A 23,556-nucleotide genomic window follows, 5' to 3' on the forward strand; every position below is an offset into this window, starting at 1 on the left:
CACTACTTGCTCTAAAAAAACACTTAAAGAGTGTGTAGTTAATCCTGGTTTAATTCAGATAACTCGTTTAACAGAGCCATCAGCGTACAACTCCAGTGGTACTAGCTGAACTTTCCCTTTAACGTTGACTTTGCTGTAAACGATACGTTCCAAGGGAGAATTGTTTTGGTTATAACGACGAGACATTGTACTCACCCCGTATAATTCAAAGGTTTAAAAAACTTTTCAATCAGGCAGCTATTTAACTTCCTTAACTGCCTACTTCTGTGATACAAGAAATATTGTGAAGAAACAGTAAAGCTGACACGATTTACTATAAAGCTTTCAATAATACTTCCTGAAAGTTCAAGAGGTGCTTGACATTAGCACCGTTTCCTTATTCAGTTCTGTTAGCCAACCACTTAACAACCTCGGTGAGGTCTGCACTGTGCTGACGATAAATCATCAACTTGTCTTCTTGAGCAGCCAATGCATTTTGGGGTTGTGCATCTATAGCTTTAAGAGCAGCTTCATACTCTAGCTTTAGGTAGTTCTTAATCTCTGTTTGATTGGCTTCAGGAGAAAGGTTTATTTTGACAAACAGCGTACCATTAGATTTGTTTTCAATCCCTTGAATGGATAGCTCTGGTCTATCATTCTCAATTTTTAATTTTTGGAATGAAATGAAGAAGGCTTTCCAATCAATACCATGGCGGAAAGCCAGCTCTATCGTTTCTAATGCTGTTTCAAATAACTTGGCACACTCTCCTGGTGCAAAGTTGCCAGTCAAGGGACGACGTGCCTGTTGATGAGCTTGCAGATAAACATAGTCGCACGTTATGTCTTGGAAGGTTGTAGCAATATTTAGCTGCCAGTCTTCTAAGCAAGCTCCTGTAAATATTGCCTTATTGAAATTAACATTCCAGACTTGGGTTCTTTCTAAACCTGCCTCACTCAAGTCTGCTTCACTGAAATCTGCCAGACTGAGGTCTGCATCACTCAGATTTGCCCTACGCAAGTTTGCCTCAATGAGGTTCGCCATTGTAAGGTTTGCCCCACTGAGGTTTGCGTCTGTGAGATTGGCTAAGGGAAGATATGCCCTAGCCAGATTGGCTCGACTAAGATTGGCTTCCCTTAAGTCTGCCCGATAGAAAACCGTGCCACTAAGGTTTGCTCGATAAAAAACGGCTTGTCTAAGGTCTACACCACTGAGGTCTGCCTCTCTGAGGTCTACGCTAGTAAAGTCTGCCTCGCTCAGGTTTGGTCTAATGTCTGGATTGTTTTCTCGCCAATTGTTCCAAATAGGGATGCCTTGCCTAAGCACAGCAAGATGTTGCTCATTTACCATCTCACGCTTGTCCGCTAGCTCATCATGGATTAGTAATGAATACTAGCGATCGCTTAGTAAAACAGGAAAACTAAGACAGCAAGAGTGTCGGCAAATAGCCAATTCAAAGATTAGGAGCGATCACAGGTTTTCGTGGCATCACTTATTTGATGTGTATTGCCTCCCGTCTCAACCTGACCAGGAGGCAGAGCAACAGGAGTCTAGGCGTCGCCTGCGGTGGTGTTCTTATCGCGGCGTCCGAGCAGGGTGCGAGTAGCGGCAATAACTTCAGGCGCTGCGAGTGCTAAGGACGCAAACGAGCAAAGCGTCGCCACCTGGCAGTACTCACAAAACGCTTTGTTCTCGCTCCACTCCTCACGAGCTAGCTCAACATTTGTCACCGCGTCGATTAGGATCTTGATGCCCATTGCAATCGGTAGGAGAGGGTTGCGCTGTGCGCGATCCAAACCACCAGCCGCCGCCAGCCAAGCCGTGATGGCATAAGTAAACACCATTATCGGCCCATCGGGTGAGTTGAATTTGTTGTAAGCGTAGTTAGAAGCGTCAACGCGGTCTGCATCGAAAATCTTCTGTCCCGGAGGATCGGGCAGGTGACTAACAATTCCAGTTTGGTAGAGTGTGACGAGTTGTCCCATGGAACCGCCGAGCATAGACAAGCCGATGATTGCTCGCCGACGGCTCATGTGGGGGTTCTTTCCTTGGCGCAGTTCTTGACTTAGTTGTGTTGGCTCCATATAGCGCAATCCTCTATAACGGTTGAGTTGATGGTTACATCAGCTATGCACAGCGTTCCACCAACGACGGAAGAATACGCAATATGCATCCAATTCGGCGAAGGCAACGCCGGACGCTGAGAGCAGATAGATTCACTACATTTTTACGGAGCCGATTTGATGCGTACCACCCACGCAAGAGGTACTTCTCAAGTCTTATATTTGAGGCTTTCGTATTTAAAAACACAGGCTAACTTAATATTTTGTTATTTCTCTCTCTAGATAGGCGATTTAGACAAAATAGAAGGATTAGATTGCAAGAGAGACTCGATGTGCGAAGCTCACAAACAACACTGAAAATCTTTCTTCCCTAGTCCCTAGCTTCAATCTAGGGGTTATTCCTGTGCGGTGAAGAGGGTACCAATGCCATTATTTTGCTATAGGAGAACTAAGCATGGTAACAACACTAGACGATACAAAACGGCTTGCGATCGGTGAAAGATTAGCAGACTTGAAAGCATTTCAAGATTTAATTATCTCTAACGATCAAAAGCTAATAGATGCCTGCCCTGATGAAGATGTTCGCAAACGTCTCCAGAATATGCTTGAGGATGACCAGAAGAACCTGGGCATTATAGAGACGGTGATCGTTCAATACGGCATTCAATCTGAGCCTAGTGCTGCGACCAAGATATTTATTCCGCAGTTTGAGCAGATGATGTCAGGGGATGAGTTTACCTATTATCAGAAACTCATTCACCATGAACTGATGAAGCATGGTCAAGCCATGAGTGGAATCATGATCCACAAAGCCGCTCAGGTAGTGGGGGCTGATATTGAAGTAGCCATTGGGCCTTTGAATACCGTTAACTTCGAGGGTCGCGCCCACCAGGAACAGCTCAAGGGGATGCTCGAACAGGTGGGTGTCCGTGAAATGACTGGTAAAGATGCCGATCAGGGACTTTGGGGACGAGTGCAAGATGCGATCGCTGCATTCTCAGGTGTAGTTGGTAGCGTAACTACCCAAAACACCGATAAACAAGATATGAACATCCAGACCATCATCCGGCTGGATCACAACAAGGTGAATACCATTTTCACCGAAATCGGAGCGACGAAAGATCCTCAAAAGCTCCAAGAGTATTTTGGGCAACTCTACAAAGATTTATTAGTACACGCTCAAGCTGAAGAAGAAGTCGTCTACCCAAGAGTTCGCTCATTCTACGGTGATGACAACACTCAAGAGCTATACGATGAGCAAGCCCAAATGAAGCAGATGCTCGATGAAATTAAGGCTATAGATCCAAATTCAGCCGATGAGTTCAGATCAAAAATTAAAGACCTGATGGAAATGCTTGGCGATCACATTCGTCAAGAGGAATTCACGATGTTCACTGCAATTGACAAGAATTGCAGCGCTGATCAAAAAGAGCAAATGGCAACTGAATTCAAAGCTGCTAAGAGCAAACTTCAGCAAGAAATGACAGCCTAACTCCGATATGAGTGGAGAAGGGCGAAGCATCCAGGAAAATCTTAGGCGATTACTATCAATTGCTCCCTAAATGCTTCGCCCCCGCTGAACTCATATTCTGCGTATTTTGTCAAATAGCTCTAGTTGCCGGACTTTCTCATCAAATCTTGTCAGGATTCTAGGCGTTGGTAGGCATAGGGCAAGCGACTTTTGTCCCCCCTAACCCACAATACCCATTTGGATTTTTGGCTAAGTACTGCTGATGGTAGTCTTCAGCAAAGTAAAACTCTGGCGCTTCAAGAATCTCCGTTGTAATTGTCCCGTAACCAACGTCACTCAAAGCTTGCTGATAAGTGTCTCGTGAGGCTTGAGCTATCTGCTTTTGACTATCGGAATAGACGTAAACACCTGAACGGTATTGTGTGCCCATGTCGTTACCCTGGCGCATCCCTTGCGTCGGATCATGGCTTTCCCAGAAAACTTTCAAGAGTGCTTCGTAACTAATAACGTTCGGGTCAAACACCACACGCACCACTTCATTATGACCTGTTTTACCGGAACAGACCTCATTATAAGTGGGATTTTTGGTTATTCCAGCCGCATACCCTACGGCCGTCGTAAATACTCCCTCAAGCTTCCAGAATAGCCGTTCAGCTCCCCAAAAACAGCCCAGTCCGAACATCGCCATCTCTAGCCCAGCAGGATAGGGAGGTTTGAGCGGATTTCCGTTTACATAGTGACGAGCGGGCACTGGCATGGGTTCTGCGCGTCCTGGCAATGCTTCCTCAGGAGAGGGCACGGTTAGTTTCTTGCCAAATCCAAATAGCACCATTACTTCTGACCCTATATTTGTTAATGAACGTCTTTGTCTTTACCTTACTTAATATCTTAGCTTTGGTCTAAAAACTTTACCGGGCAACAGCAATACAGGTGAGTAGTGAGGCATCTGTTTTAATCGCTTGGGCATTGATATGAGTTGGACTGGCGCGATAACCCTGCGCTTGCAAGGCTTGAATTAAATGCGATCGCTTTGGAATATCCATCCGACCTCGATGCCCTATTTCCGAGAGAGTGTAGAAATAAGGTGGTAAATCTGCTTCAGCTTGCATAGTTTGAAGTAACTGTACCCGCTTGAGCCAATTCCACTCCTTTGCTAGTAATTCCATACGCCTGAGATAGAGTTGTTCATGCAATACTCCCAACCACATTGGACCACTTAGAGTTAGGGGATGAGAGTCATGAGGGCAAACAACCCGTCCTAGCTTGCGCCAAGCAACGGTTTGATAGTCACCGCAATGGTGACAGTAGCCTAAGAACCCGTAATTTTCGGCTGTCAATGCTTGAGTTGCGATCAAACGCAGCATTACCCGATAGGTTTGACCGACTTGCAGAGAAAAAATTGGCTCAACGCCTAGTCCCTTTGCTGCCGCTTGTTGTTGCACACTCCCAATCAACAGCCGTAACCCTTGCTCATGAGCAGCAGGATGGTTTCGTGCATAAGCACCATAAGTACTCAAACTACTCTGTGGCGCATGACCCGTTGCGGTGCGCCCATCCGTGCTAGTTAGATAAAGTAAGCCACCGATTTTTGTTGCCCAGAGGCTGGTGTTCAGATACGGTGCTGGCGAACCAAAGCAATCGACATCGACAAAATCGTAGTAGTCTTTGTGGTTGTAGCACTCAAAAAATACTCGGTTTGCATCAAGATGAGTTACCTGACAACAACCCGATGCGATCGCTTCTTCTAAATTTTGGTGCAATACGGTACTAAGTTCTGGGTTCCCCTCATTCGCCCAAACCCAATCGGCTTGACTCTCCAACCAATAGCGCAAAGAGCGCACACCACAACCACTCATTGCATCCAACACTCTCAAGTAACCCGTATCACAGCGGTAAATTGCAGCGGATAAAACGCCTAAATCTCTCGCCACTTGGCTAAGGGGACGATAAAAGGCATTGCCAACCCTGAACCTCGCTCTTACTTCGCTTTGCATGTAATGATGTTTAACTGGAGTTTAAACTACCAACAAATTGAGTGAGTACGCCTTATGCAGTGGCTAAGTGAGCGATCGCTCTTAGCAATTCCCGTCGCAGGCAGTGAGAATCAGGGTAATCTTTCCGAAGTAGTCATCGTTCTCATCATCTTGTTGTTGGTCGCTACAGGGGTTGCCCTAATCTCGCGACGATTACGAATTCCCTACATTACAGGTTTAGTACTAGCGGGTCTAGCAATCACTGAGCTGATACCACATCGTATTGGTCTAAACTCTGCTCTGATTTTCAACCTATTTCTGCCCATCCTGCTGTTTGAATCGGCAATCAACACAGACATTAGTCGTCTACGGAGTACGATTAAACCGATTGCCATCCTTGCAGGGCCAGGGGTTTTACTTTGTACTGGTATCACTTCAGTTTTGCTCAAACTAGAACTGGGTTTAGCTTGGGTGCCGGCATTGCTAGTCGCTGTAATTTTGTCGATTACGGATACAGCCTTGGTGATTGCTGTTTTTAAAGAAGTATCCGTGCCTCACCGACTGGTTACCTTGGTTGAGGGTGAAAGCTTACTTAATGATGATGTTGCTCTGGTTTTATTTAGCCTAATTTTGACCGTATATTCTACCGGGTCTTTATCGCCTCTAGATGCAGTACAAGAATTTTTATTTGTCATCATTGGAGGAGTATTAGTTGGATTAGCCTTGGGCTACCTGAGTGTCGGTTTATTTAGCCAAGCGGATGACCCATTAAGTGTGATTCTACTCACCGTAGCCGTTGCCTTGGGAGCCTTCCAAACGGGTGAGTTTTTCCATGTATCCGGTGTGGTTGCTGTTGTTGTCGCGGGATTAATTGTCGGCAACCTTGGGGTTTCCAAAAGCACCTCTGCTTCAACTCAAGTAACCTTGTTTAGCTTCTGGGAATTTGCGGGATTTGGAGTCAATACCTTTATCTTTTTGCTGATTGGTTTAGAGATTAATCTCATCACCCTTTGGCAAAATTTACCTGCTGTTCTTTTAGCACTTATTGCCTATCAAGTTGGGCGTGCGCTGACGGTTTATCCCCTCTTATCCTTAGTTCGATTTATTGATAAACCGATTCCTCTGCGTTGGCGACACGTTCTCTTTTTGGGCAATATTAAAGGCTCACTCTCGACAGCTTTGGTTTTAAGCTTGCCAGCATCGTTTCCAGGACGAGAAAGGTTGATTGCGATCGTGCTTGGTATTGTTCTGTTATCTCTGGTAGGACAAGGGTTGAGTCTGCCCTGGTTTTTGCGACGTTTAAAGTTATCTCATCACTCAGAATCTCGTCAGCAGATTGAGGAGTTACAAGCCCAACTGATGACAGCGAAAGCGGCTCAGGATGAATTAGATAATCTCCTAAAATCGGGAGTTTTACCTAAAGCCATCTATGAAGAGATGCGTGCAGCTTATCAGGTAAAAGTCGCCGCGTCTGAGAGAACGTTGCGGGATATCTATAACCAACGGCCAGAGCGATCGCCTTTGAATGTTAGCGATCGCACTAAACTAGATGCAATCCGTCGGCAATTACTCTTGGCAGAAAAAGGGGCACTCAATGACGCGCTGCGCCGACGTATCCTCTCAGAGGAAGTGGTAAAAGAGCGAATTAAAACCCTTAATGAGCAACTTCTGAAGCTGGAGGATGATTAGAACGTAGATCCAAATAATCAACCACCTGATGCAAGAGTTCAGATTTAGTCACGACTAGAATGGTTGACCCTGCCTCCAGCATCGTATTGCCATTGGGAATCACTAGGTCGGCAGAGGGATGGGGTTGATAGCCAATAATCAAAGAACCCACTGGAAAACGGGAATCCTTAGCAATGAGGCCAAGGCTACAACCAGCAACATGGGAATCTGCGGGAATTGCCAACTTGAAGACTTCGACCTGTCCCTGCTCGAAGTGCATCATCGACTCGACTTGGGGATATTCAATTGCCGTCACCATTGTATTCACAGGTAGGTCAATGGTGCTGATTACATGATGCGCTCCGGCAAGACGATAGGGTTCGGCAAAATCGCGGTTACGCATCCGCGTCACAATATGGGGGACGCCATAGTGCTTGGCAAGGGTAATCATTGCTAGGTTTAGCGCATCATCCCGGAGAGCAGCAACAAGTGCATCTGCCTTACGAATTCCGGCTTCCTGCAGCAATTGGATATTTACTGCAGTGCCTTCAAACACCATCACCCCGACCTGTTCGCGTGCATATCGGCAGGCAGCAGGGTCAATTTCAATAACGGCGATTGTATGCCCCAAGTCCATTAGTTCTTTAGCCAAGTTCAGCCCGACTAGTCCTGCGCCGCCAATCAATATATACATCGCTCGTCCCCCGCTCTTGTAATTGCTGTTGCAAGCTTTTCTATTGTGACTGAAAGCGGCTAGTTGCCAGTTCTACGCTTGACTACATCCGAAAGCGGAATACAGAAAAACATCAGCCCCCTAAACCGAAGTATCAGTCTAGGAGGCTAATTGTCAAAGTAACTCGCTGAGTGTGAATGTTGGTCTATCTTTAGAAGCTAACGAAGGTATAACCGATGCCTACCATAAGCCCGAAATCGGTTGTATCTTCAAGAAAACCAATATTGAGGGCAGCATTGGCGACAAATTGGGGTGATAAGGGGAAATCAACACCACCAGTGACCATGAAACCCAGGTTGTCATCCTCATCCGTAGAAAGAGCGAGTCCACCACCTACAAACGGTGCAAACCGCACGGGTTCAAACGGGTCAGTTGACTGAATCCTAAAGTCGTAAGTCAGCGGGAAGAGGAAAACGGTATCGTCTCCGATAATAGCCGCAGGGCGGAAGGAGAGGCTTCGAGTCAGACCAATCTTGCCATTGATCACAAAGCTACCCCGACCTAGAGCGGTATCACCGTCAATGCCAATATTGCCGCCAATCCCGACATAGCTAGCACCACCACGGGTAGGACGACCGGGGTCAATCTCAGTTTGAGCCACTGTGGTATCGGCTTCGCTAGCTGCTGCATCAGAAGAGGCTTCTGGCACAGGTGCAAACTCTGGTTGTGCCGACAGAAGATCCGCAGAGGTTTCTACGGTTCCTGGCGTCGGTGCTTCGATTGCACGATCCGCCGAACTAGCAGAACCTTGCTCGTCGTTTAGCGCTACATCTAGTGGTTGTTCCTGGGAATCAGCTTGATTCTGTTTAATGGCAGCATCATTGGCTGGTTGCACATGATGCTGTTGAGTTGTATCTTCTGGAATTTCTGTAACAGAAGGATTACTTGCGAGTTGTGGCTTGACAGTCGAGGTGGCTGTCTCGGTAGACTCAACATCCTCAGTCAGTGCAGCAGTTGCTTCTAAGCTTCCCTGAGATGAAGTTGAGTCTATGGGAAGTGAGTTAATGGGCGAAATAGCGATCTCAGCAGACTCAACCTCCTCAATCAGTGTGGTATCCGCTTCCAACGAGTGTGAATCATTGATCAGCGTTTCCGCATTAGCGGAGATCGCACTGCTAAGAACCGTCAAAGCAACAAAGCCAAGAAGGAAGGAAACTTGTCTAAAAAACATCATCTTTACGGTCACCCCTCAGAAATCACATTAAAAATCGAAAAAGCCAAATCTATCAGCTCATTTTCTCGGATTTTCGAGTTTAAGCAACTAAAATCCTGAGGTTAATTTAAAAGATTCTGAGGAATTATTGCTACCTTTGCAGGAAGATTTTAGATTTTAAAAGCCTCTCCCAATTGGAGGATTTTTGTATACGCCGCAAGATAAAGTTTGAAACCTTACCCTGCTCTCGATGCGATCGCATAACCACAAGGCTTACTCTTGTAGACTGAGACTGAGCTTTCTGTCTGTCCTAGAAACACTGGGACAGGCAAGATACCCATCCCAGCGATATGTATGTAACACACGCTACATTAATTGATTCATCGCGGCGACAACCTGTGCAGAAACAAAGGGGAGAAGGGCTTGGTTTTTGCTGTGAGCTTTGCCTTCCGTAAACACGACTAAAAGATAGGGTGGTACGTGTGGTAGCTCAATATAGGCGGCATCGTGGCGAACCTGGCTCGTCCAACCTGCCTTTGACCACAACTGAGCCTCTTGGGGCAACCCAGCGCCGAAGAAACCTGTCACCTGATTTTCCTCATCCTGCGCCAAGTTAGCAGGTTCTAAACTTCGTTTCATCAACGCCATCATCGCTTGCGATCGCGTTGATGACACCGCCACACCTCCAACAATGCTGTGTAGCAACCGCGCTGTTGCATTCGTCGTCAGCATATTGCGGTTCTCCATTAACTGTCCCAAAAAAACCCGTTCCCGACCATAAGGGCCATCCCCCCAGGTTTTTTGATTGATGTTGACAGTTTCCAACTCTTGCCAACCCAAGGATTGAAAGTAACGATTGACAATATTGCGCTGAAACTTCCAGGTTTCAAAGGGTCCAGATGATAATTCTGGGCCACTGGTAGTGCCACTTAAAATATCGACAACCAAACCTGTGGCATCATTACTAGAATCGACAATCATATCCCGTATGGCTCTGTCCAACTCAGCGGAGGGGGGAGTCATCGTCGTTTCCAGCCACTCCTCGATCGCAACGAGGTAGAACAGTTTCACAACACTGGCAGGGTAAATCCGCTCTACACCGCGATAGCTAAAGCCTCGGACTTGATGCTTCCAAAATTCTTCTGCCGAAAGTGCGCCACCAGTATTCACGGGGACAGGTGGATCGTAGACTATCCAGGTGAGAGCAATTTGATTGCGAGCCAGTCCAGGAAATTCCGCCCAGGTGGCTTCCAGGATTTCTAATCCTAGCTTTTCTAATTGTTCGTCTTTCCGAAAAAAAGTCATTTTTAGCTATCGGCTTTAAAGAATGCCGTCCTATCCAAAAACCCAAATCCCAAGTCAACAATTCAACGAGTACCGCTGCAAAGCGCCTCTGAATCTCTATGATTCTCCCACTTCTAGGAGTCTGGCAACTCAAGCCGCTGCAGGGCGTTATTTGAGGGTATTGTCACAAACTGATGAGAACGTCCTTGAGGTTCGCCTGTGTGAGGATGACTATCCAGGTTGGTTGCCACTAGAAGATTTTGACTATCTAGAACCTGTTGATACACCCTATCAGGCGATCGCACTTTCACGACTCGAAATTCAAAATCGTCTACCCCAAGTTATTGCCTTCACCCTAGAGGCGATGAAACAACCCAACTATTATCTCTGGGGAGGTACTGTTGGACCCAACTATGATTGTTCCGGACTAATGCAAGCGGCGTTTAGAGCATCGGGGATTTGGTTACCCAGAGACTCCTACCAGCAGGAAGCATTTACTCATGCGATCGCTATTGAGGAACTTTTACCCGGAGATCTAATCTTTTTTGGAACTCATGAGAAAGTAAATCATGTCGCACTTTATGTAGGAGACGGACGTTATATCCATAGTTCTGGTAAAGAAATGGGTCGAAATGGCATTGGTATTGACCCGCTCTCAGATCGGGGGGATACAATTGCTCAGTCGTATTATCAACGACTGCGCTCTTGCGGACGAGTCGTAGAGAGTTATCAGCCAGTCAAGTTTTAGATAGATCAGTAAGTGCATAAAAGGAGTTCAGAATACAGGGGTTCAGAAGTTCAGAATGACTGTACCCCGGACAGGAAATGGGCGTTTCTACAAAGAATTCTCCTGCAACTACTGCAACTCCTGAACTCCTAAACTTCTTCTTTGTGGGTGTGAGGTAAATATGTTAATTTCTCAAAGGTTATTAAGCGAGGATACTGCTGCCCCTGGGAGTATCCCTGATGTGTCTGTTGTGGTGCCAGTCTATAACGAGGTGGAGAGTTTGCCTCACTTGATAGAAGCGATCGCAACCACAATGCTTGCCCAAGAGTTGAGTTACGAAATTATCTGTGTAGATGATGGCTCAACAGACGGTTCGGTACAACTGCTCAAGGAACTAGCAGAAACTCGCAGCGACATCCGTGCTGTCTTACTGCGTCGTAACTATGGTCAAACCGCCGCCATGGCAGCAGGATTTAAACATGCACAGGGTCGTGCGATCGTCTCTTTGGATAGTGATTTACAAAATGATCCAGCCGACATTCCCCTATTATTAGCCAAGCTAGAAGAAGGTTACGACCTAGTTAGCGGTTGGCGCTTGCATCGTCAGGATGCGGCGTTAACTCGATTGCTTCCCTCAAAAATTGCTAACTGGATTATTGGACGAGTCACGGGTGTGAAAATTCATGACTACGGCTGTTCTCTCAAAGCCTATCGCTCAGAACTCCTCGCTGATATGAACCTCTACGGGGAGTTACACCGCTTCCTTCCGGCATTGGCTTTTATTGAGGGGGCAAGGATTACTGAGTTACCAGTACGTCACCATGCACGTCGATTTGGGCGCAGTAAATATGGATTGGCACGGACTTTTCGGGTGTTGATGGACTTATTAACCATCTGGTTTATGAAGAAGTTCCTAACCCGTCCGATGCACGTTTTTGGTTTATTTGGCTTGCTCTCAATGCTTCTGGGGCTATTGTTGGGAAGCTATCTCACCTTTGTCAAACTGGCACTAGGAGAGTCGATTGGTAATCGTCCCTTATTGATTTTGACTGTCGTGCTACTGCTAGCAGGTGTTCAGTTGTTTAGCTTTGGCTTGCTGGCAGAACTCATGATGCGAACCTACCACGAATCTCAAGGAAGACCAATCTATCGGGTGAGGCAAGTGATTGAGCCTGGTGTTAAGAATGGTAAAGAGAGAGGAAACTTGCCTTGAGTGTGGCAAGAATGCAGCGATAGAGTGAAAGTTTTTCGTTCGCTAGAGCCGCAACAACGCAAGAACCTATTGGCTTTGTTTGCGGCCGGTCTATTATTCTGGGCTAGTTTAGGTTCTTTATTGCCAACCCTACCGCTCTATGTGGAAGATGTGGGCGGTACAACGCAACAGGTTGGCGTTGTTATGGGGGCTTTTGCTGTAGGACTGCTACTGTGTCGTGCGCGGCTAGGAAAGCTTGCAGACCAACGCAGTCGTAAACTAGTAGTTCTGATTGGCATGGGAGTGGTTGCGATCGCTCCTTTAGGTTACCTCTTTGTCAACTCAATTCCTTTGCTGCTGCTGATTCGGGCGTTCCACGGCATTAGTATTGCGGCTTATACCACTGGTAACAGTGCTTTGATTGTCGATTTATCACCAGCCGAGAAGCGAGGTGAGTTGATTGGCTACATGAGTTTAACGAATCCGATTGGGATTGCGATTGGACCTGCAATGGGTGGCTTTCTCCAAGAACAAGCAGGTTATCCCCCGTTGTTTCTTCTTGCCTCTGGACTGGGACTGTTGGGGTTCTTCTTTGCGTCTCAGGTGAAAGAACCTCGTGTTATTCCTAACTTGAACAGCAATTCAGACCAAGTATCAGTTCAGCCAGAAAGTGATAAATTCTGGCAGCTACTAGGTAAACCCGCTTTCCGGATTCCATCATTGGTTTTGCTGCTAACAGGATTGGTCTTCGGGTCAGTAGCGACGTTTGTGGCACTGTATATCAGAGAAGCGCAAGTTGACTTGAATGCTGGCTGGTTTTACACGGCTGCGGCGATGTCGAGTTTTGGGATTCGCTTGGTTACGGGTCGTGCTTCTGACCGTTATGGTCGAGGATTGTTTATCACGGCAAGTCTCGTCTGCTATGGCTTAGGGATGTTGTTGCTGTCTCAGGCGCACAGTGCTGTTTACTTTTTGCTAGCAGGGCTTTTAGAGGGGGCTGGCGGTGGAACGTTAATTCCGATGATGATTGCTTTACTTTCCGATCGCTCTTACGCCCATGAACGCGGACGAATTTTTTCTGTGTGTATTGGTGGTTTTGATGTCGGAATTGCGATCGCAGGGCCAGTTCTCGGTACGTTTGCACAACAGTTGGGCTACCAAGGCATCTTTTCACTCTCCACGGGTATTGCCTTACTCGCTCTTGTCATCTTCGTTACCCAGAATAGTAAAGATTTAGCGCATTCCCTGCGGTTTGCTACAGGTCGTGGACGAGATGTCTATGCGAAGCGTGGATAAGGTTTAAGGTGTATTGTCATCGGCTGGAGTGGCAGTTTAAGTCAACGGGGGGTTGTTATGCCGTGCAACTACGGGTGGTAGATAAGGCTTTGCAAAGGTGAAACATTCAGGTGAATCTCCGTGCAATGCAAGATACTCCAGTTTCGCCTTACCCTCCTCTACAGTGGGCAAATAGTCAGTAGGAATCCACCACATTGCAAAATGCTCACCTTGATATTTCTCAAACCATTTACGACGACGGACAAAGAAATCACCATGTAAACTCTTGTAAACATAGACTTTTAGCTGCTCTAGACTCCGCCAAACTGATAAATTAACAAGCATTCTCGGATCAGGATAGGCTCGGATATTGGTTGCATTGCCAGACGAAGTTTGTAATCGCCAAACAAAACCCGGACTTTGATCCGCAACGGCATTTACCTCGTTGAGTGCAGCAGCAAACTCAGCCATGACTGGATCTTCTAAAGGAGCTTTCATCAGAGCAATGTTTATTTGGGCAAGATAATAGTCCTGCTGATGCAGTAAGTTCACTTCTTCTATGGTCATAGTTCTTAGTCTCGCTTCAAAACCTATGACCTGAAGTATCTAAGAACTGATGCTAATCTGTCTTGAATGATATTGACATGTTGCGATAGTGACCTGGTGTAATGCCCAAGATTCGCTTGAAATGACGAGTAAGGTGGCTTTGATCTGACATCCCAACAGCGATCGCAACATCTGCAACAGATATCCCTTGCCCCAGAAACTGCTTTGCTTTTTCCACGCGAATTTGGTTTAAATAGGTGTAGGGCGGCATTCCCACAGCTTGACGAAATACCCGAATTAAGTAGGAACGATTTAGGTTCGTGATCTCTACCAGTTGTTCTAATGAAATATTGGCTCTGAAATTATCGTGGAGATACTCCTTAATTAAACGAACGGCATAGTGTTCTTTATTAAGTCGAATAGATCGAATTTCAGTATCAGCATAATGGAGCAGGATCGCTGACAAAACTTCAACTAACAGGGATTGTTGTTCTAGCCGATCCTGTGACTGTTCAAGCACTGTGTGTAGAGACAAGACATTTCTAGCCAGACTCTCGTTTTGCACAACAGCATCCTTAAAATAGGGAGATCCACTTATCTCAACTTCACTGGCTATTTGATGAATCAAGTCAATACTGGGATACAGCATTCGATAGGTAAGTGGTAGTTCCTCAGCAGAGTAACCCGTGTGAGCTTCCTCCGGATTCATGAAAATAACACTTTTGGGAGGAGCTAAATAAGTAGTCCCTTGATAATGGTTGCCTCCTACTCCAGCCTCAATGATGCCAATTGAATAGCTTGAATGAGAGTGACGAGCATAGTTGTAGTGGATTACTTTCGCCCGAAACAACTCTAAGTTATCGAACTCCGGAATTAACCAAAACTTTGTATTTTGACGAGTGCAATTACTCATGTTAGAAGAAGAGGTTGCAACTACTTCAGTTTTCCACATTGTGGAGTAAGTCTGACCAAACTCTGGGGTATGTTGGTAGAAAACGGGTTTTATTCTATGGTGACAACAACAACGCCTTCCTCCGAACACCGAACCTTACTTCCGAACATCAGTTGGCAGACGTTTAAAACCATGTTGGCTGAGATGGGGTCTGAACGAGTCACCCGATTAGCCTATGACCAAGGATTTGTTGAAGTTATGACCCCACTGATGCCTCACGAAAACTCCAACCGACTCATTGAAGTGTTTGTTGGTGTACTGTGTGAAGAATTAGGCTTGGAGATTAAACGAACGGGTTCATTAACCTTAACGCGAGATGACTTAGAGCGTGGAGCTGAACCGGATAGCAGTTACTATATCCAGAATGAGCCTTTGGTTCGAGATAAAGAAAAGATCGATCTAGAATCTGACCCACCCCCTGACTTGGTATTAGAAGTGGAATACTCTAAGTCAAAGATAGATAAGCTTTCCCTCTATGCAGCAATGGGAATTCCCGAATTTTGGCGCTACAACGGGAGTGTGTTGCGAATCTACAAACTCGAATCAGGGCAGTATACAGAGTCCGGCTCCAGTCTTGCCTTTGCCCCTATGCCAGTCAAAGAGATTCCCAGGTTTATTAAAGAGAGCCGAAAGGTTGGTGAATTGACCTCTACCCGGAATTTCCGCAACTGGGTCAGGCAGCAGTTATAGTTCGTAAGTGTTGAAGGATGCGATCGCCTCCTTGTGTACATAATAAAAAAGGCAAAAGATATTACATCTTTCGCCTTCTTCTGGGACGGGCTAGGAGGGATTCGAACCCCCGACACCGTGGTCCGTAGCCACGTGCTCTAGTCCACTGAGCTACAAGCCCTTGCTTTTATGGTGTACTTTCAATTCAGTCACCGATTATTAATAATATCATACCTTTATTCAATGAAGCAAGAATCTCCGAAAAAACCGCTGACTCATTTAGATACTCAGGGTCAGGCTCAGATGGTTGATGTCTCTGCCAAGGTGCCAACTAAGCGGGAGGCTGTTGCAGTGGCGCAAGTGCGGATGCAAGCTGCCACATTTGAGGCAATTCAAGCTGGCAATGCGCCCAAAGGTGATGTTTTGGGAACAGCAAGACTAGCCGGGATTATGGCAGCTAAGCAGACTTCCCAACTCATTCCCTTGTGCCATCCCTTGCCACTGCACAAAGTAGAAGTGCAAGTGATGCCTGACTCCCAGTTACCGGGATATCAGATTCAAGCGTCTGTCACGACTAAAGCTGAAACAGGTGTAGAAATGGAAGCCTTGACAGCCGTTTCTGTCGCTGCGCTCACTCTCTACGACATGGCAAAAGCCTTAGAAAAGTCCATTCAGATTGAATCGATTCACCTGTTGAGCAAAACTGGCGGTAAGTCAGGTGACTACCATCTGACGGAGGATGACAGCTAGAGGCGTAGAATTAAGCTAGTTATTAGACCCAATAACTAACAACTGACAACTGACAACTGACAACTGACAACCATCTATCTATGCCTCCTCGTTGGCCCCGCAAACCTGATCGGAGTGATCCCAGCTACCGCCGTCTAGATGACCGGATGAACTTTGCCGTACATGTTGCCCTGTTTGCGGCTTGTAATTCGGGTATTTGGTTCTTTAGAACTCTACAGTATGCCGACTGGCGTTGGGCGTACTTAATCACTGGACTTTGGGCAGGGATTTTGATCGGACACGCCATTTATATCTTTGCGATCGCAGATTATTCTCCCTTGGCTGCCAAAGATCCTTCCACAAAATCCTCTTAATCACAAACTGGCGTAACCTAACGCCAGCGACTCAACTAAACATTTATAAATCGCTATGGCTAGTTCAAACACCACTGAAGCAATTGAAGCCCTCGCGGCGGAAATTGGCGAAAACATTTACATTGATGTCGCCAAGTGGCACCTCTACTTGCGCGATGCTCATCTCCATACCACTTTGGCTGAACAAATTTATCCTCTGCTGACTAACAAGAATTTGTCAGAAGATCAAGTGCAACAAATCCTCCAACGTATTCCTGTCAAATTAGGGGGTGGTAAACGGGAAGTTCCCTTAGCCGATTTGCTACCCATGCAGTGCCAGGTGAATTTGATGGATTTGCTCGAAGAGTATCAAGATTCTCTATAAGTTTTAGAGAGATTGTGTTCGTTTAATTTTGTCTTCCTCACTGTTGCCTAATCTTCCCCTTTCATCTTTCCCCTGATTTGGAGCAAGAACTCGATTGAACGGAAGCTCTCCTGAGGTGGACAACGCTGGTGAACTTCTGTAAAGATAAAATTAGGCTCTTGCTCACTTGAGACACTGCTTAGGTTGCAGCTTCTTTACCTACATTCGCTGTGAAAACGTTGTTAAAGCCCTTTGATATCCTTGCTCGAAATCAATTCGGTATTCTACTCTCTTGTATGCCCCGCTAGTCAATACTAAGCGGGGTTTCTCTATGAAGGTAGTCTAAGCCGATGTGGAAGTGCCTGGGGGGTTGTGATGAAAAAACACTATCTGACAAAGAATGAATACGGTTGCCGCTGTACAATTTGCCGCTGGCAATGGCGTGAACCTCCCACCAGCCCTTGTCCAGGCGTTCCTCGCTTCGGTCGGTGGCGGGATATACCAGACCCCTTAAAGACAGTCGGGCAACTTTTCCAGGCAGGATTGAAACCAAGGGATACAGGCGATCCAGATGGGTGTTTTCAAACGAAAAACGATAAGCAGCCGCGTTATTGGCTTTATGACCAACGGCAGGCTGTCCCCAAGCACAAGCGTACTACGACAACGACAGAATCGTTAACACAAGACAGAGCGATCGCATCTGTTGCCAAGCGACTCTGGGAAGCGGGAGAGATTTATACCCAAGTTCACCGAAATGTAGCGATTGAAGCGATTCCACTGGTGCGGAACAAGTTTATTGGGTTTAGAGGTAGGGCACGAGTCGGCGATCTTCCGGGTGAATTTAGTGCGATCGATCTGGAAACGAATCTAAGCTTACCGACTCATCTCGAAGCAGTTCAAATCACTAAGAACTTTGTTGATCAGCTCTTGCAAAATGGTATCCCCAATCAGACCTTAGATCGAGACAATTTCCATGAGTACCTGCGTCAATGGGGTGGTGGCTTTATCCGGATGCAAGATTCAGGAGCAGGATTTTATATTCGCGTCAATTACTTCTACAAAATCTTAAGCTTGTCTGATCTAGGTGTGGAGCCGCCGACCATTGATCGGAAAATGACGTTGCTGGAAACTTATGCAAGTTTGCTAGCAAAGCCAAATATTCACTACTGGTCATGGTCAGATCATCCTGAATCACAGCAGGTTTGTCCTGAACTGAGTCTGCTTTTGACCTTACCAGAACCCGATGAATTCGCACGTTTAGTGCTACAAGCACTACCAGATGGTAAAAACCCATTCTTCATGCCAGAACGAAAATCGAGAGTCCCAACATTGACTTTTGGTGAATTCTCTAAAAGAGGTCGGCTTGCTGATCGAGATGATAAATATAGGCTTCGGCAGGCTTTTATTGAGTGGCATGAGGCGGCTCAATCAAGGTTGGGTATCAATCGCCTCAAGCTCATCTATCGGGTTGTCTATGGTGTGTCTTGGGAGTTAATCCAGGAAATCCTGATTCCTAACTCTGGAGAATGGTGGGAAGTTTTAGGCGTTAAACCAAGCGCAGACAAAGATGAGGTCAAAAAAGCTTACCGCCGCTTAGTGGGACTATATCATCCGGATGTCAACAAGAGCATAAATGCTCACGAAAGAGCGGTAGCGATTAATCGCGCTTATGAGCAGTTTCAGCAGCGGTGAGTGGACTTATAGCAAAAGGAAAAAGGCAGAAGGCTTTTATGTTTATTACTAGTAGGGGTTGTTTGGGCTGTTAAATCTGTCCTAACCTTTATGGCTACAGCTAGACCTACCAAGGCTTTCCTCCAGTGAGAATCAGTCGTCTGGAATCAGAATAAGCGGAGTATTTCTCTGACCAAAGGCAATCATTTCTAAGCTCCCTGACACTCTAGTTGCAAAGCACTCTTGACTCGTTCGTACTCTGACTCAAGCTGTGCTACGATTTCTCGTACCCCTACTGTCGTTCCAGCGTGTCCCAAGCTTTCCAATTGCTCACAAAGTTTTGAGAGGCTCATTGCACCCAAGGAAGCACTGCTTGACTTGAGGGTGTGAGCGGCGCTTTGCAGTTGTGCTGCATTGGTTTGGATCACAGCCTTGTCCATCTCTGCAAGTAGTGATGGTGTCTCTTCTAGGTAAAGCTCGATTAATTGCACCAGAAATTGATTTGCCTCCGAACCCATGGTTGCCCGAAAATCTCGTAGTACCGAAGTGTCAATTGCCTCCTCTAGTACAGGGACGGGTTCTGGATTCTTCACACGAGGCTCTGACTCGCTTAAGGCTCGGATTAGCTCGTCTACCCGGATTGGCTTGCTAATATAGTCATTCATCCCGACAGCGATACACTTGTCACGATCGCCTTGCATCGCATTCGCCGTCATCGCGATAATCCAAGGGCGACGCTCGCGTGACCATTCCTCACAGATGCGTTGTGTGGCAATCAATCCGTCCATTTCTGGCATATGAACATCCATGAACACAACGTCATAGGGCTGACGACGCAAAGCCGCGATCGCTTCTAGTCCATTAGCAGCGACATCAGCGCGATATCCCATCCGTCCCAACAACTGTAGGGCTAGCTGTTGGTTCACCTTGTTATCCTCGGCAACCAAAATCTTTCTTGGTAAGCGTTGAGCCATTGTGGTGTCAAGTTTCTGGCGTTGAGGGTAAGACTGATTCACCTTAATCGGCTGTCCGTTCAGGCTTTGAGTTAACACATTGTAAAGCTGAGATTGCTTGATTGGCTTGTTTAAGAACGCCGCAAATTCTGCCTCGACGAGCTGAGACTGTGCCTCTGGCTTCCCCATTGAGGTCAACATGACTAGGGGCAATTGCTGACAGCTGGACTGCTTGCGGATTTGAGTAGCTAAAGTCAGACCATCCATTTCAGGCATCTGCATATCCAGAATCGCAATATCATATTTTTCTCCTTGAGAGAGGCATTCTAGAGCTTCAGAACCTGACTGAGCCGCTTGGGTAACCATGCCCCAAGATTGCGCTTGCAGGGTCAGAATTTGTCGGTTAGTAGCGTTATCATCCACAATCAGCAGTCGCTTTCCAGCTAAGTGAGGCGGTTGTAGTGGTTGCTTAACCTGTAGTGAACTGGGAACTGACTCAGCAACGATTGTGAAATAAAAGGTAGAGCCTTCCGATTTGGGATTTTGGATTTGAGAGCTTAGATGATGAGATTGCTCGTTAGGACTAATAAACTCTGGATGTTCGCCAGCCTTCCTCAATCTAAAATCTGTTGGCGGATTTCCACCTAACACTCCCCGACTCTCAACCCACATCCTGCCACCCATCATTTCGCTAAGGCGTTGGCTTATTACTAAACCTAGACCTGTACCTCCATACTGGCGAGTCGTTGAGGCATCAACTTGGCTAAAAGACTTGAACAGACGGTCGAGGCGGTCTGGTGCAATGCCAATTCCCGTATCTTTGACAGCAAAGCAGATTTCGTATTTTTGCTCGTTATCCGTTGCAACTGCCGAAATGGAAACCAAGACTTCCCCAGATGGGGTAAATTTAACAGCATTCCCAATTAAATTGACCAGAATTTGCCGTAGCCGGGTGACATCTCCCACAATCCAGTTTGGGGTACTCGGCTGGATCAGGTAGGCTAATTCCAGTTTCTTCTCGACTGCCTTGGTCGCTAATAGGTCTAGGGATTCTTCAATACAGGTTCGCAACTCAAAGGATTGTTCCTCCAATTCCAGCTTGCCGGACTCAATTTTGGAGAAGTCCAGAATATCGTTGATGATGGTCAGTAGTGCCTCACCGCTACTGCGAATCGTTTCAGTAAAGTCTCGTTGCTGGGAGGTCAACTCGGTGTCGAGCAAGAGTCCCGTCATGCCAATCACGCCATTCATCGGTGTGCGAATTTCGTGGCTCATGGTTGCCAGAAATTCACTTTTTGCTTGAGTGGCGGATTCGGCGGCGTGTCTTGCTTGCTCTAGGGCGAGGTTTTGCTTAGTTAGTTGCTCTCGTTGGTCGGTTTCTTGCTCTAGGAGGCGAGCTTGGGCTACCGCAATCCCTACTTGGTCGGCAACGGCTTCGAGTAGCTCGATTTCAGCATCAAGCCAGTGACGGTATGAGTCACACTGTTGGAGGGCAATAATTCCATTCGGTTGCCCTTGATAGGAGGTACGAATGGTCAACATTGATTTGAGTCCAATCTGGCGGCACAGATGTAAGACCTCTTGCAGCAAGGGTTCGGCATCAACATTAGGAGAAGCGATCGCCCGATCTTGTGCCAGTAACGCCTCAAGGTAGAGGTTGTTAGCAATTGGGGCTTGAAAGTTACGAACGGATTTATATCCAGGCTCCAAATACTCAGCAACAAAGAGAATTTTCGGAGTTGAGTCGGCAATATAGGTCTGAATCACACAGCGATTGACGCCAAAGGCTTGACCAATTTGCGTTGCTGTCGTTTGAAAAATTTGCTCGGTATCTAAGCTTTGACGAATCTCTTGAGTGATTTGTTTGAGTAGTAAAGTTCGCTGGAATTGTCGTTCTAGGGCAGCCTTAGATTGCCGACGTTCAATCTCATTGCCAATCCACTGAGCCATTAATTTCAAAACTTGGCGATCGCTTGCCTTAAATGGTATGGAGCGTTGATTGAGGCTGTAAAAGCAGAGAATACCGTAAGCCTGCCCTCCTACCATCACGCGGATACCCACGTAGGCTTCTATCTTGAACCTTTCATGGCTAGGATGGTTGCAGCACTGAGTATCTATCGCTGGCTCAAAACTAATCGGTTCAGTTGAATGGAATGTTTCGTTGCATAAGAGTTGCTTTAACTCAAAAACATCTCCATGCTTAATTTGAAGAACAGACTTGGAAGGCAGTTGTGCTGCAATCACCTCGTAGCGATCGCCTTGGACACGACCTAAAAGACCGATATCAAGACGAAACTGCCGTCGTCCCATTGCTAAAAGTCCCTGCAAACGCTGGTCAAAGCTGAGCTTGGGAGATGAAGCGACTTTATAGAGCGCTCGGATTGCGGCTTCTCCTTCTCGGAGTTCCTTCTCTATCTGCTTGCGATCGGTGATGTTAGTGGCAACACCTAAGACGGCTGGCACATCTGAATCAGCGACAAGGAAAGGAATTTTTATGGTTTGAAGGACGTAGACATTCCCTTGAGGGTCTGTTAAAGATTCTTCAGGAATATGTTTGGGCTGTCCGCTGTTGATAACTTGCAAGTCAGCTTCCCGAAATTGGCGAACTTCCTCAGGCGATTGTGCAAAATCTTCATCCTTGTGAGTCAGTAACTCTTCGACTGAGGTGCCGTAAGCCCTTGCCATTGCTTTATTGGCGAGAATAAACTGTCCGTCTTTGTTCTTGGCAAAAATCAGATGAGGGACGAGATCGATCACTTGACGCAGTTTCCGCTCACTCTCTTGCAGTGCTTCTGTCGCTACTTTTTGTTCTACTAAAAGGTTCTTGACCTTAAGAATAAGTTGGTTAAAGGACGTTGCTAAGACACCCACTTCACCTTTAGTAGTCACAAGTGCTTGCAATTCAAAATTAGCTTCCGTAGATGCTTTTTGGGCGACATTAGTTATGACTTTAATCGGTTGAGCGATCGCACGACTGGTGTAGATGCCTAAAAGAATAGCCGTCACAACGGATAAGAGTAAGCTTGCGACAATAATTTCAAATCGCAGCGCCTCAGCCGCTATTAAGTTGGCTTGTGCCTCTTTACTTTCTTCATAAGCGCCATCAATGACTACCGCTAGGTCATCTCCGAGAGCATCAAACTTGAGCGCAACAGAACTATTGGTGAAATTTAGAAGTAGGTTTCTCGCTTCCTCACGCTTTTCTAAATTTACATAAAGCGGATCGATTTTTCTTAATAGTTCATTTACCTGTTGAAAATATACTTTGGGTACATCTTCATAAGTTTGGATAAAGCTTGGTATGTCATGACGATGGTTTGCTAGTTGAGAGTAATCCTGACTCTTGATATAAGATTTAATTTCAAAGAAAACTCGCTCAATTTCACGGGAATGTTCCAAAAAATGAGAGTATTCTGCTCGCAATAGTGCGGGATTTTGTGTCAAAGGAATGAATTGTTGTTGATGAGATCGCGCCTTTAGCACACCAGCTTCCAAACGATGGAGAAGAATCAGTTCTTTTTCGGCAATTTCTTTTTGCTGGGTAGCCTGTTGCTGGTAGTAACCTCCAAACACAAATCCGGCAGAGGTTCCTCCCAAAGCAACACTAAGAACAAGCGCATACCCACAGCTAATCTTGGTACCAATACTGAGACGCTGAGTTAGCTGTTTAAGCCAGCCTAAGGGACTAGATCGAAGCCCTGATGTATCACTTGAAGATGGCTGAACGATTCTTGAGTCAGGCTGGTTGGTCATTTTTCGCCTACAGAGAGAAACAAATTGGCAACAATTTACAAATGCTCATA

The 23,556-nt window shown here is 46.3% G+C and carries 21 protein-coding genes and 1 tRNA gene; 10 read left to right on the plus strand and 12 right to left on the minus strand.

Annotated features, from left to right (window positions below; all coding sequences use genetic code 11):
* Window positions 1-54: 54 nt before the first annotated feature.
* From AC5JL3_RS25265 to AC5JL3_RS25275, 3 genes are all read right to left on the minus strand, one after another.
* Window positions 55-186, minus strand: a complete 132-nt coding sequence (locus tag AC5JL3_RS25265; protein ID WP_277927539.1) for a hypothetical protein — start codon at window positions 184-186, stop codon at window positions 55-57.
* 190 nt (window positions 187-376) lie between these two features.
* A complete protein-coding gene (locus AC5JL3_RS25270) occupies window positions 377-1,327 on the minus strand; it encodes a pentapeptide repeat-containing protein (protein WP_496077100.1) in 951 nt (316 codons plus the stop codon).
* Between the two features lie 200 nt (window positions 1,328-1,527).
* Window positions 1,528-2,061, minus strand: a complete 534-nt coding sequence (locus AC5JL3_RS25275) for a vitamin K epoxide reductase family protein (RefSeq protein ID WP_496077101.1) — start codon at window positions 2,059-2,061, stop codon at window positions 1,528-1,530.
* Window positions 2,062-2,494: 433 nt separating this feature from the next.
* Here AC5JL3_RS25275 and AC5JL3_RS25280 point away from each other — a divergent pair, with 433 nt between their 5' ends.
* Entirely contained in the window at window positions 2,495-3,532 is a 1,038-nt protein-coding gene (locus AC5JL3_RS25280; RefSeq protein ID WP_496077102.1) for a hemerythrin domain-containing protein, read from the plus strand.
* Between the two features lie 157 nt (window positions 3,533-3,689).
* Here the strand turns inward: AC5JL3_RS25280 and msrA are convergent, their stop codons facing one another.
* On the minus strand, window positions 3,690-4,343 hold the full coding sequence (msrA, locus tag AC5JL3_RS25285; protein WP_496077103.1) for a peptide-methionine (S)-S-oxide reductase MsrA: 654 nt from the start codon (window positions 4,341-4,343) through the stop codon (window positions 3,690-3,692).
* A gap of 76 nt (window positions 4,344-4,419) precedes the next feature.
* A complete protein-coding gene (locus AC5JL3_RS25290; protein WP_496077104.1) occupies window positions 4,420-5,505 on the minus strand; it encodes a class I SAM-dependent methyltransferase in 1,086 nt (361 codons plus the stop codon).
* A gap of 54 nt (window positions 5,506-5,559) precedes the next feature.
* On the opposite strand from AC5JL3_RS25290, the gene AC5JL3_RS25295 reads away from it, so the two are divergent.
* On the plus strand, window positions 5,560-7,173 hold the full coding sequence (locus tag AC5JL3_RS25295) for a Na+/H+ antiporter (protein ID WP_496077105.1): 1,614 nt from the start codon (window positions 5,560-5,562) through the stop codon (window positions 7,171-7,173).
* Here the strand turns inward: AC5JL3_RS25295 and AC5JL3_RS25300 are convergent.
* The 3 genes from AC5JL3_RS25300 to AC5JL3_RS25310 all read right to left on the minus strand — a co-directional run bounded on the left by AC5JL3_RS25300 (window position 7,139) and on the right by AC5JL3_RS25310 (window position 10,343).
* Entirely contained in the window at window positions 7,139-7,846 is a 708-nt protein-coding gene (locus tag AC5JL3_RS25300; protein ID WP_496077106.1) for a potassium channel family protein, read from the minus strand. The genes AC5JL3_RS25295 and AC5JL3_RS25300 overlap by 35 nt on opposite strands.
* A 190-nt stretch (window positions 7,847-8,036) precedes the next feature.
* Entirely contained in the window at window positions 8,037-9,059 is a 1,023-nt protein-coding gene (locus tag AC5JL3_RS25305; protein ID WP_496077107.1) for an outer membrane protein, read from the minus strand.
* Between the two features lie 345 nt (window positions 9,060-9,404).
* A complete protein-coding gene (locus AC5JL3_RS25310; RefSeq protein ID WP_496077108.1) occupies window positions 9,405-10,343 on the minus strand; it encodes a serine hydrolase in 939 nt (312 codons plus the stop codon).
* 22 nt (window positions 10,344-10,365) lie between these two features.
* Here AC5JL3_RS25310 and AC5JL3_RS25315 point away from each other — a divergent pair, with 22 nt between their 5' ends.
* From AC5JL3_RS25315 to AC5JL3_RS25325, 3 genes are all read left to right on the plus strand, one after another.
* Window positions 10,366-11,070 carry a C40 family peptidase gene (locus AC5JL3_RS25315; protein WP_496077109.1) on the plus strand — a complete coding sequence of 235 codons (705 nt, stop codon included), beginning with the start codon at window positions 10,366-10,368 and terminating at the stop codon, window positions 11,068-11,070.
* Between the two features lie 160 nt (window positions 11,071-11,230).
* Complete coding sequence (locus AC5JL3_RS25320; protein ID WP_496077110.1) at window positions 11,231-12,262, plus strand: glycosyltransferase family 2 protein; 1,032 nt, start codon at window positions 11,231-11,233, stop codon at window positions 12,260-12,262.
* Window positions 12,263-12,286: 24 nt separating this feature from the next.
* Window positions 12,287-13,537: an MFS transporter gene (locus AC5JL3_RS25325; protein WP_496077111.1), complete on the plus strand. Its 1,251-nt coding sequence runs from the start codon at window positions 12,287-12,289 to the stop codon at window positions 13,535-13,537.
* 36 nt (window positions 13,538-13,573) lie between these two features.
* Here AC5JL3_RS25325 and AC5JL3_RS25330 read toward each other — a convergent pair whose 3' ends face one another.
* Window positions 13,574-14,083 (minus strand): DUF3291 domain-containing protein, encoded by a 510-nt coding sequence (locus tag AC5JL3_RS25330; protein WP_496077112.1) that lies wholly within the window; start codon window positions 14,081-14,083, stop codon window positions 13,574-13,576.
* Between the two features lie 52 nt (window positions 14,084-14,135).
* Window positions 14,136-14,975 carry a helix-turn-helix domain-containing protein gene (locus tag AC5JL3_RS25335; protein ID WP_496077113.1) on the minus strand — a complete coding sequence of 280 codons (840 nt, stop codon included), beginning with the start codon at window positions 14,973-14,975 and terminating at the stop codon, window positions 14,136-14,138.
* Between the two features lie 96 nt (window positions 14,976-15,071).
* On the opposite strand from AC5JL3_RS25335, the gene AC5JL3_RS25340 reads away from it, so the two are divergent.
* On the plus strand, window positions 15,072-15,704 hold the full coding sequence (locus AC5JL3_RS25340; RefSeq protein WP_496077114.1) for a Uma2 family endonuclease: 633 nt from the start codon (window positions 15,072-15,074) through the stop codon (window positions 15,702-15,704).
* A gap of 86 nt (window positions 15,705-15,790) precedes the next feature.
* Here the strand turns inward: AC5JL3_RS25340 and AC5JL3_RS25345 are convergent.
* Window positions 15,791-15,864 (minus strand) — tRNA-Arg (locus tag AC5JL3_RS25345).
* Between the two features lie 62 nt (window positions 15,865-15,926).
* On the opposite strand from AC5JL3_RS25345, the gene moaC reads away from it, so the two are divergent.
* The 4 genes from moaC to AC5JL3_RS25365 all read left to right on the plus strand — a co-directional run bounded on the left by moaC (window position 15,927) and on the right by AC5JL3_RS25365 (window position 18,821).
* On the plus strand, window positions 15,927-16,433 hold the full coding sequence (gene moaC, locus AC5JL3_RS25350) for a cyclic pyranopterin monophosphate synthase MoaC (protein ID WP_496077115.1): 507 nt from the start codon (window positions 15,927-15,929) through the stop codon (window positions 16,431-16,433).
* An 80-nt stretch (window positions 16,434-16,513) separates the two neighbouring features.
* Window positions 16,514-16,786, plus strand: a complete 273-nt coding sequence (locus AC5JL3_RS25355; RefSeq protein WP_192219179.1) for a 2TM domain-containing protein — start codon at window positions 16,514-16,516, stop codon at window positions 16,784-16,786.
* 55 nt (window positions 16,787-16,841) lie between these two features.
* Window positions 16,842-17,150, plus strand: coding sequence for a DUF3181 family protein (locus AC5JL3_RS25360; RefSeq protein WP_192219180.1), 309 nt, complete (start codon window positions 16,842-16,844; stop codon window positions 17,148-17,150).
* A 354-nt stretch (window positions 17,151-17,504) separates the two neighbouring features.
* The gene (locus AC5JL3_RS25365; RefSeq protein ID WP_496077116.1) at window positions 17,505-18,821 is read left to right on the plus strand and encodes a DnaJ domain-containing protein; all 1,317 of its coding nucleotides are present in this window, start codon (window positions 17,505-17,507) and stop codon (window positions 18,819-18,821) included.
* 188 nt (window positions 18,822-19,009) lie between these two features.
* On the opposite strand, the gene AC5JL3_RS25370 is transcribed toward AC5JL3_RS25365, so the two are convergent.
* On the minus strand, window positions 19,010-23,506 hold the full coding sequence (locus AC5JL3_RS25370; protein ID WP_496077117.1) for a response regulator: 4,497 nt from the start codon (window positions 23,504-23,506) through the stop codon (window positions 19,010-19,012).
* Between the last annotated feature and the right edge of the window lie 50 nt (window positions 23,507-23,556).

It is taken from the genome of Symplocastrum torsivum (assembly GCF_059505465.1).

Coding starts and splice junctions, on each gene's coding strand:
- AC5JL3_RS25310 (WP_496077108.1), bottom strand. CDS start 10,343: ATGACTTTTTTTCGGAAAGACGAACAATTAGAAAAGCTAGGATTAGAA.
- AC5JL3_RS25290 (WP_496077104.1), bottom strand. CDS start 5,505: ATGCAAAGCGAAGTAAGAGCGAGGTTCAGGGTTGGCAATGCCTTTTAT.
- AC5JL3_RS25360 (WP_192219180.1), top strand. CDS start 16,842: ATGGCTAGTTCAAACACCACTGAAGCAATTGAAGCCCTCGCGGCGGAA.
- AC5JL3_RS25340 (WP_496077114.1), top strand. CDS start 15,072: ATGGTGACAACAACAACGCCTTCCTCCGAACACCGAACCTTACTTCCG.
- AC5JL3_RS25315 (WP_496077109.1), top strand. CDS start 10,366: ATGCCGTCCTATCCAAAAACCCAAATCCCAAGTCAACAATTCAACGAG.
- AC5JL3_RS25370 (WP_496077117.1), bottom strand. CDS start 23,506: ATGACCAACCAGCCTGACTCAAGAATCGTTCAGCCATCTTCAAGTGAT.
- AC5JL3_RS25320 (WP_496077110.1), top strand. CDS start 11,231: ATGTTAATTTCTCAAAGGTTATTAAGCGAGGATACTGCTGCCCCTGGG.
- AC5JL3_RS25295 (WP_496077105.1), top strand. CDS start 5,560: ATGCAGTGGCTAAGTGAGCGATCGCTCTTAGCAATTCCCGTCGCAGGC.
- AC5JL3_RS25275 (WP_496077101.1), bottom strand. CDS start 2,061: ATGGAGCCAACACAACTAAGTCAAGAACTGCGCCAAGGAAAGAACCCC.
- AC5JL3_RS25265 (WP_277927539.1), bottom strand. CDS start 186: ATGTCTCGTCGTTATAACCAAAACAATTCTCCCTTGGAACGTATCGTT.
- AC5JL3_RS25335 (WP_496077113.1), bottom strand. CDS start 14,975: ATGAGTAATTGCACTCGTCAAAATACAAAGTTTTGGTTAATTCCGGAG.
- AC5JL3_RS25305 (WP_496077107.1), bottom strand. CDS start 9,059: ATGATGTTTTTTAGACAAGTTTCCTTCCTTCTTGGCTTTGTTGCTTTG.
- AC5JL3_RS25280 (WP_496077102.1), top strand. CDS start 2,495: ATGGTAACAACACTAGACGATACAAAACGGCTTGCGATCGGTGAAAGA.
- moaC (WP_496077115.1), top strand. CDS start 15,927: ATGAAGCAAGAATCTCCGAAAAAACCGCTGACTCATTTAGATACTCAG.
- AC5JL3_RS25270 (WP_496077100.1), bottom strand. CDS start 1,327: ATGGTAAATGAGCAACATCTTGCTGTGCTTAGGCAAGGCATCCCTATT.
- AC5JL3_RS25300 (WP_496077106.1), bottom strand. CDS start 7,846: ATGTATATATTGATTGGCGGCGCAGGACTAGTCGGGCTGAACTTGGCT.
- AC5JL3_RS25330 (WP_496077112.1), bottom strand. CDS start 14,083: ATGACCATAGAAGAAGTGAACTTACTGCATCAGCAGGACTATTATCTT.
- AC5JL3_RS25355 (WP_192219179.1), top strand. CDS start 16,514: ATGCCTCCTCGTTGGCCCCGCAAACCTGATCGGAGTGATCCCAGCTAC.
- AC5JL3_RS25365 (WP_496077116.1), top strand. CDS start 17,505: ATGAAAAAACACTATCTGACAAAGAATGAATACGGTTGCCGCTGTACA.
- msrA (WP_496077103.1), bottom strand. CDS start 4,343: ATGGTGCTATTTGGATTTGGCAAGAAACTAACCGTGCCCTCTCCTGAG.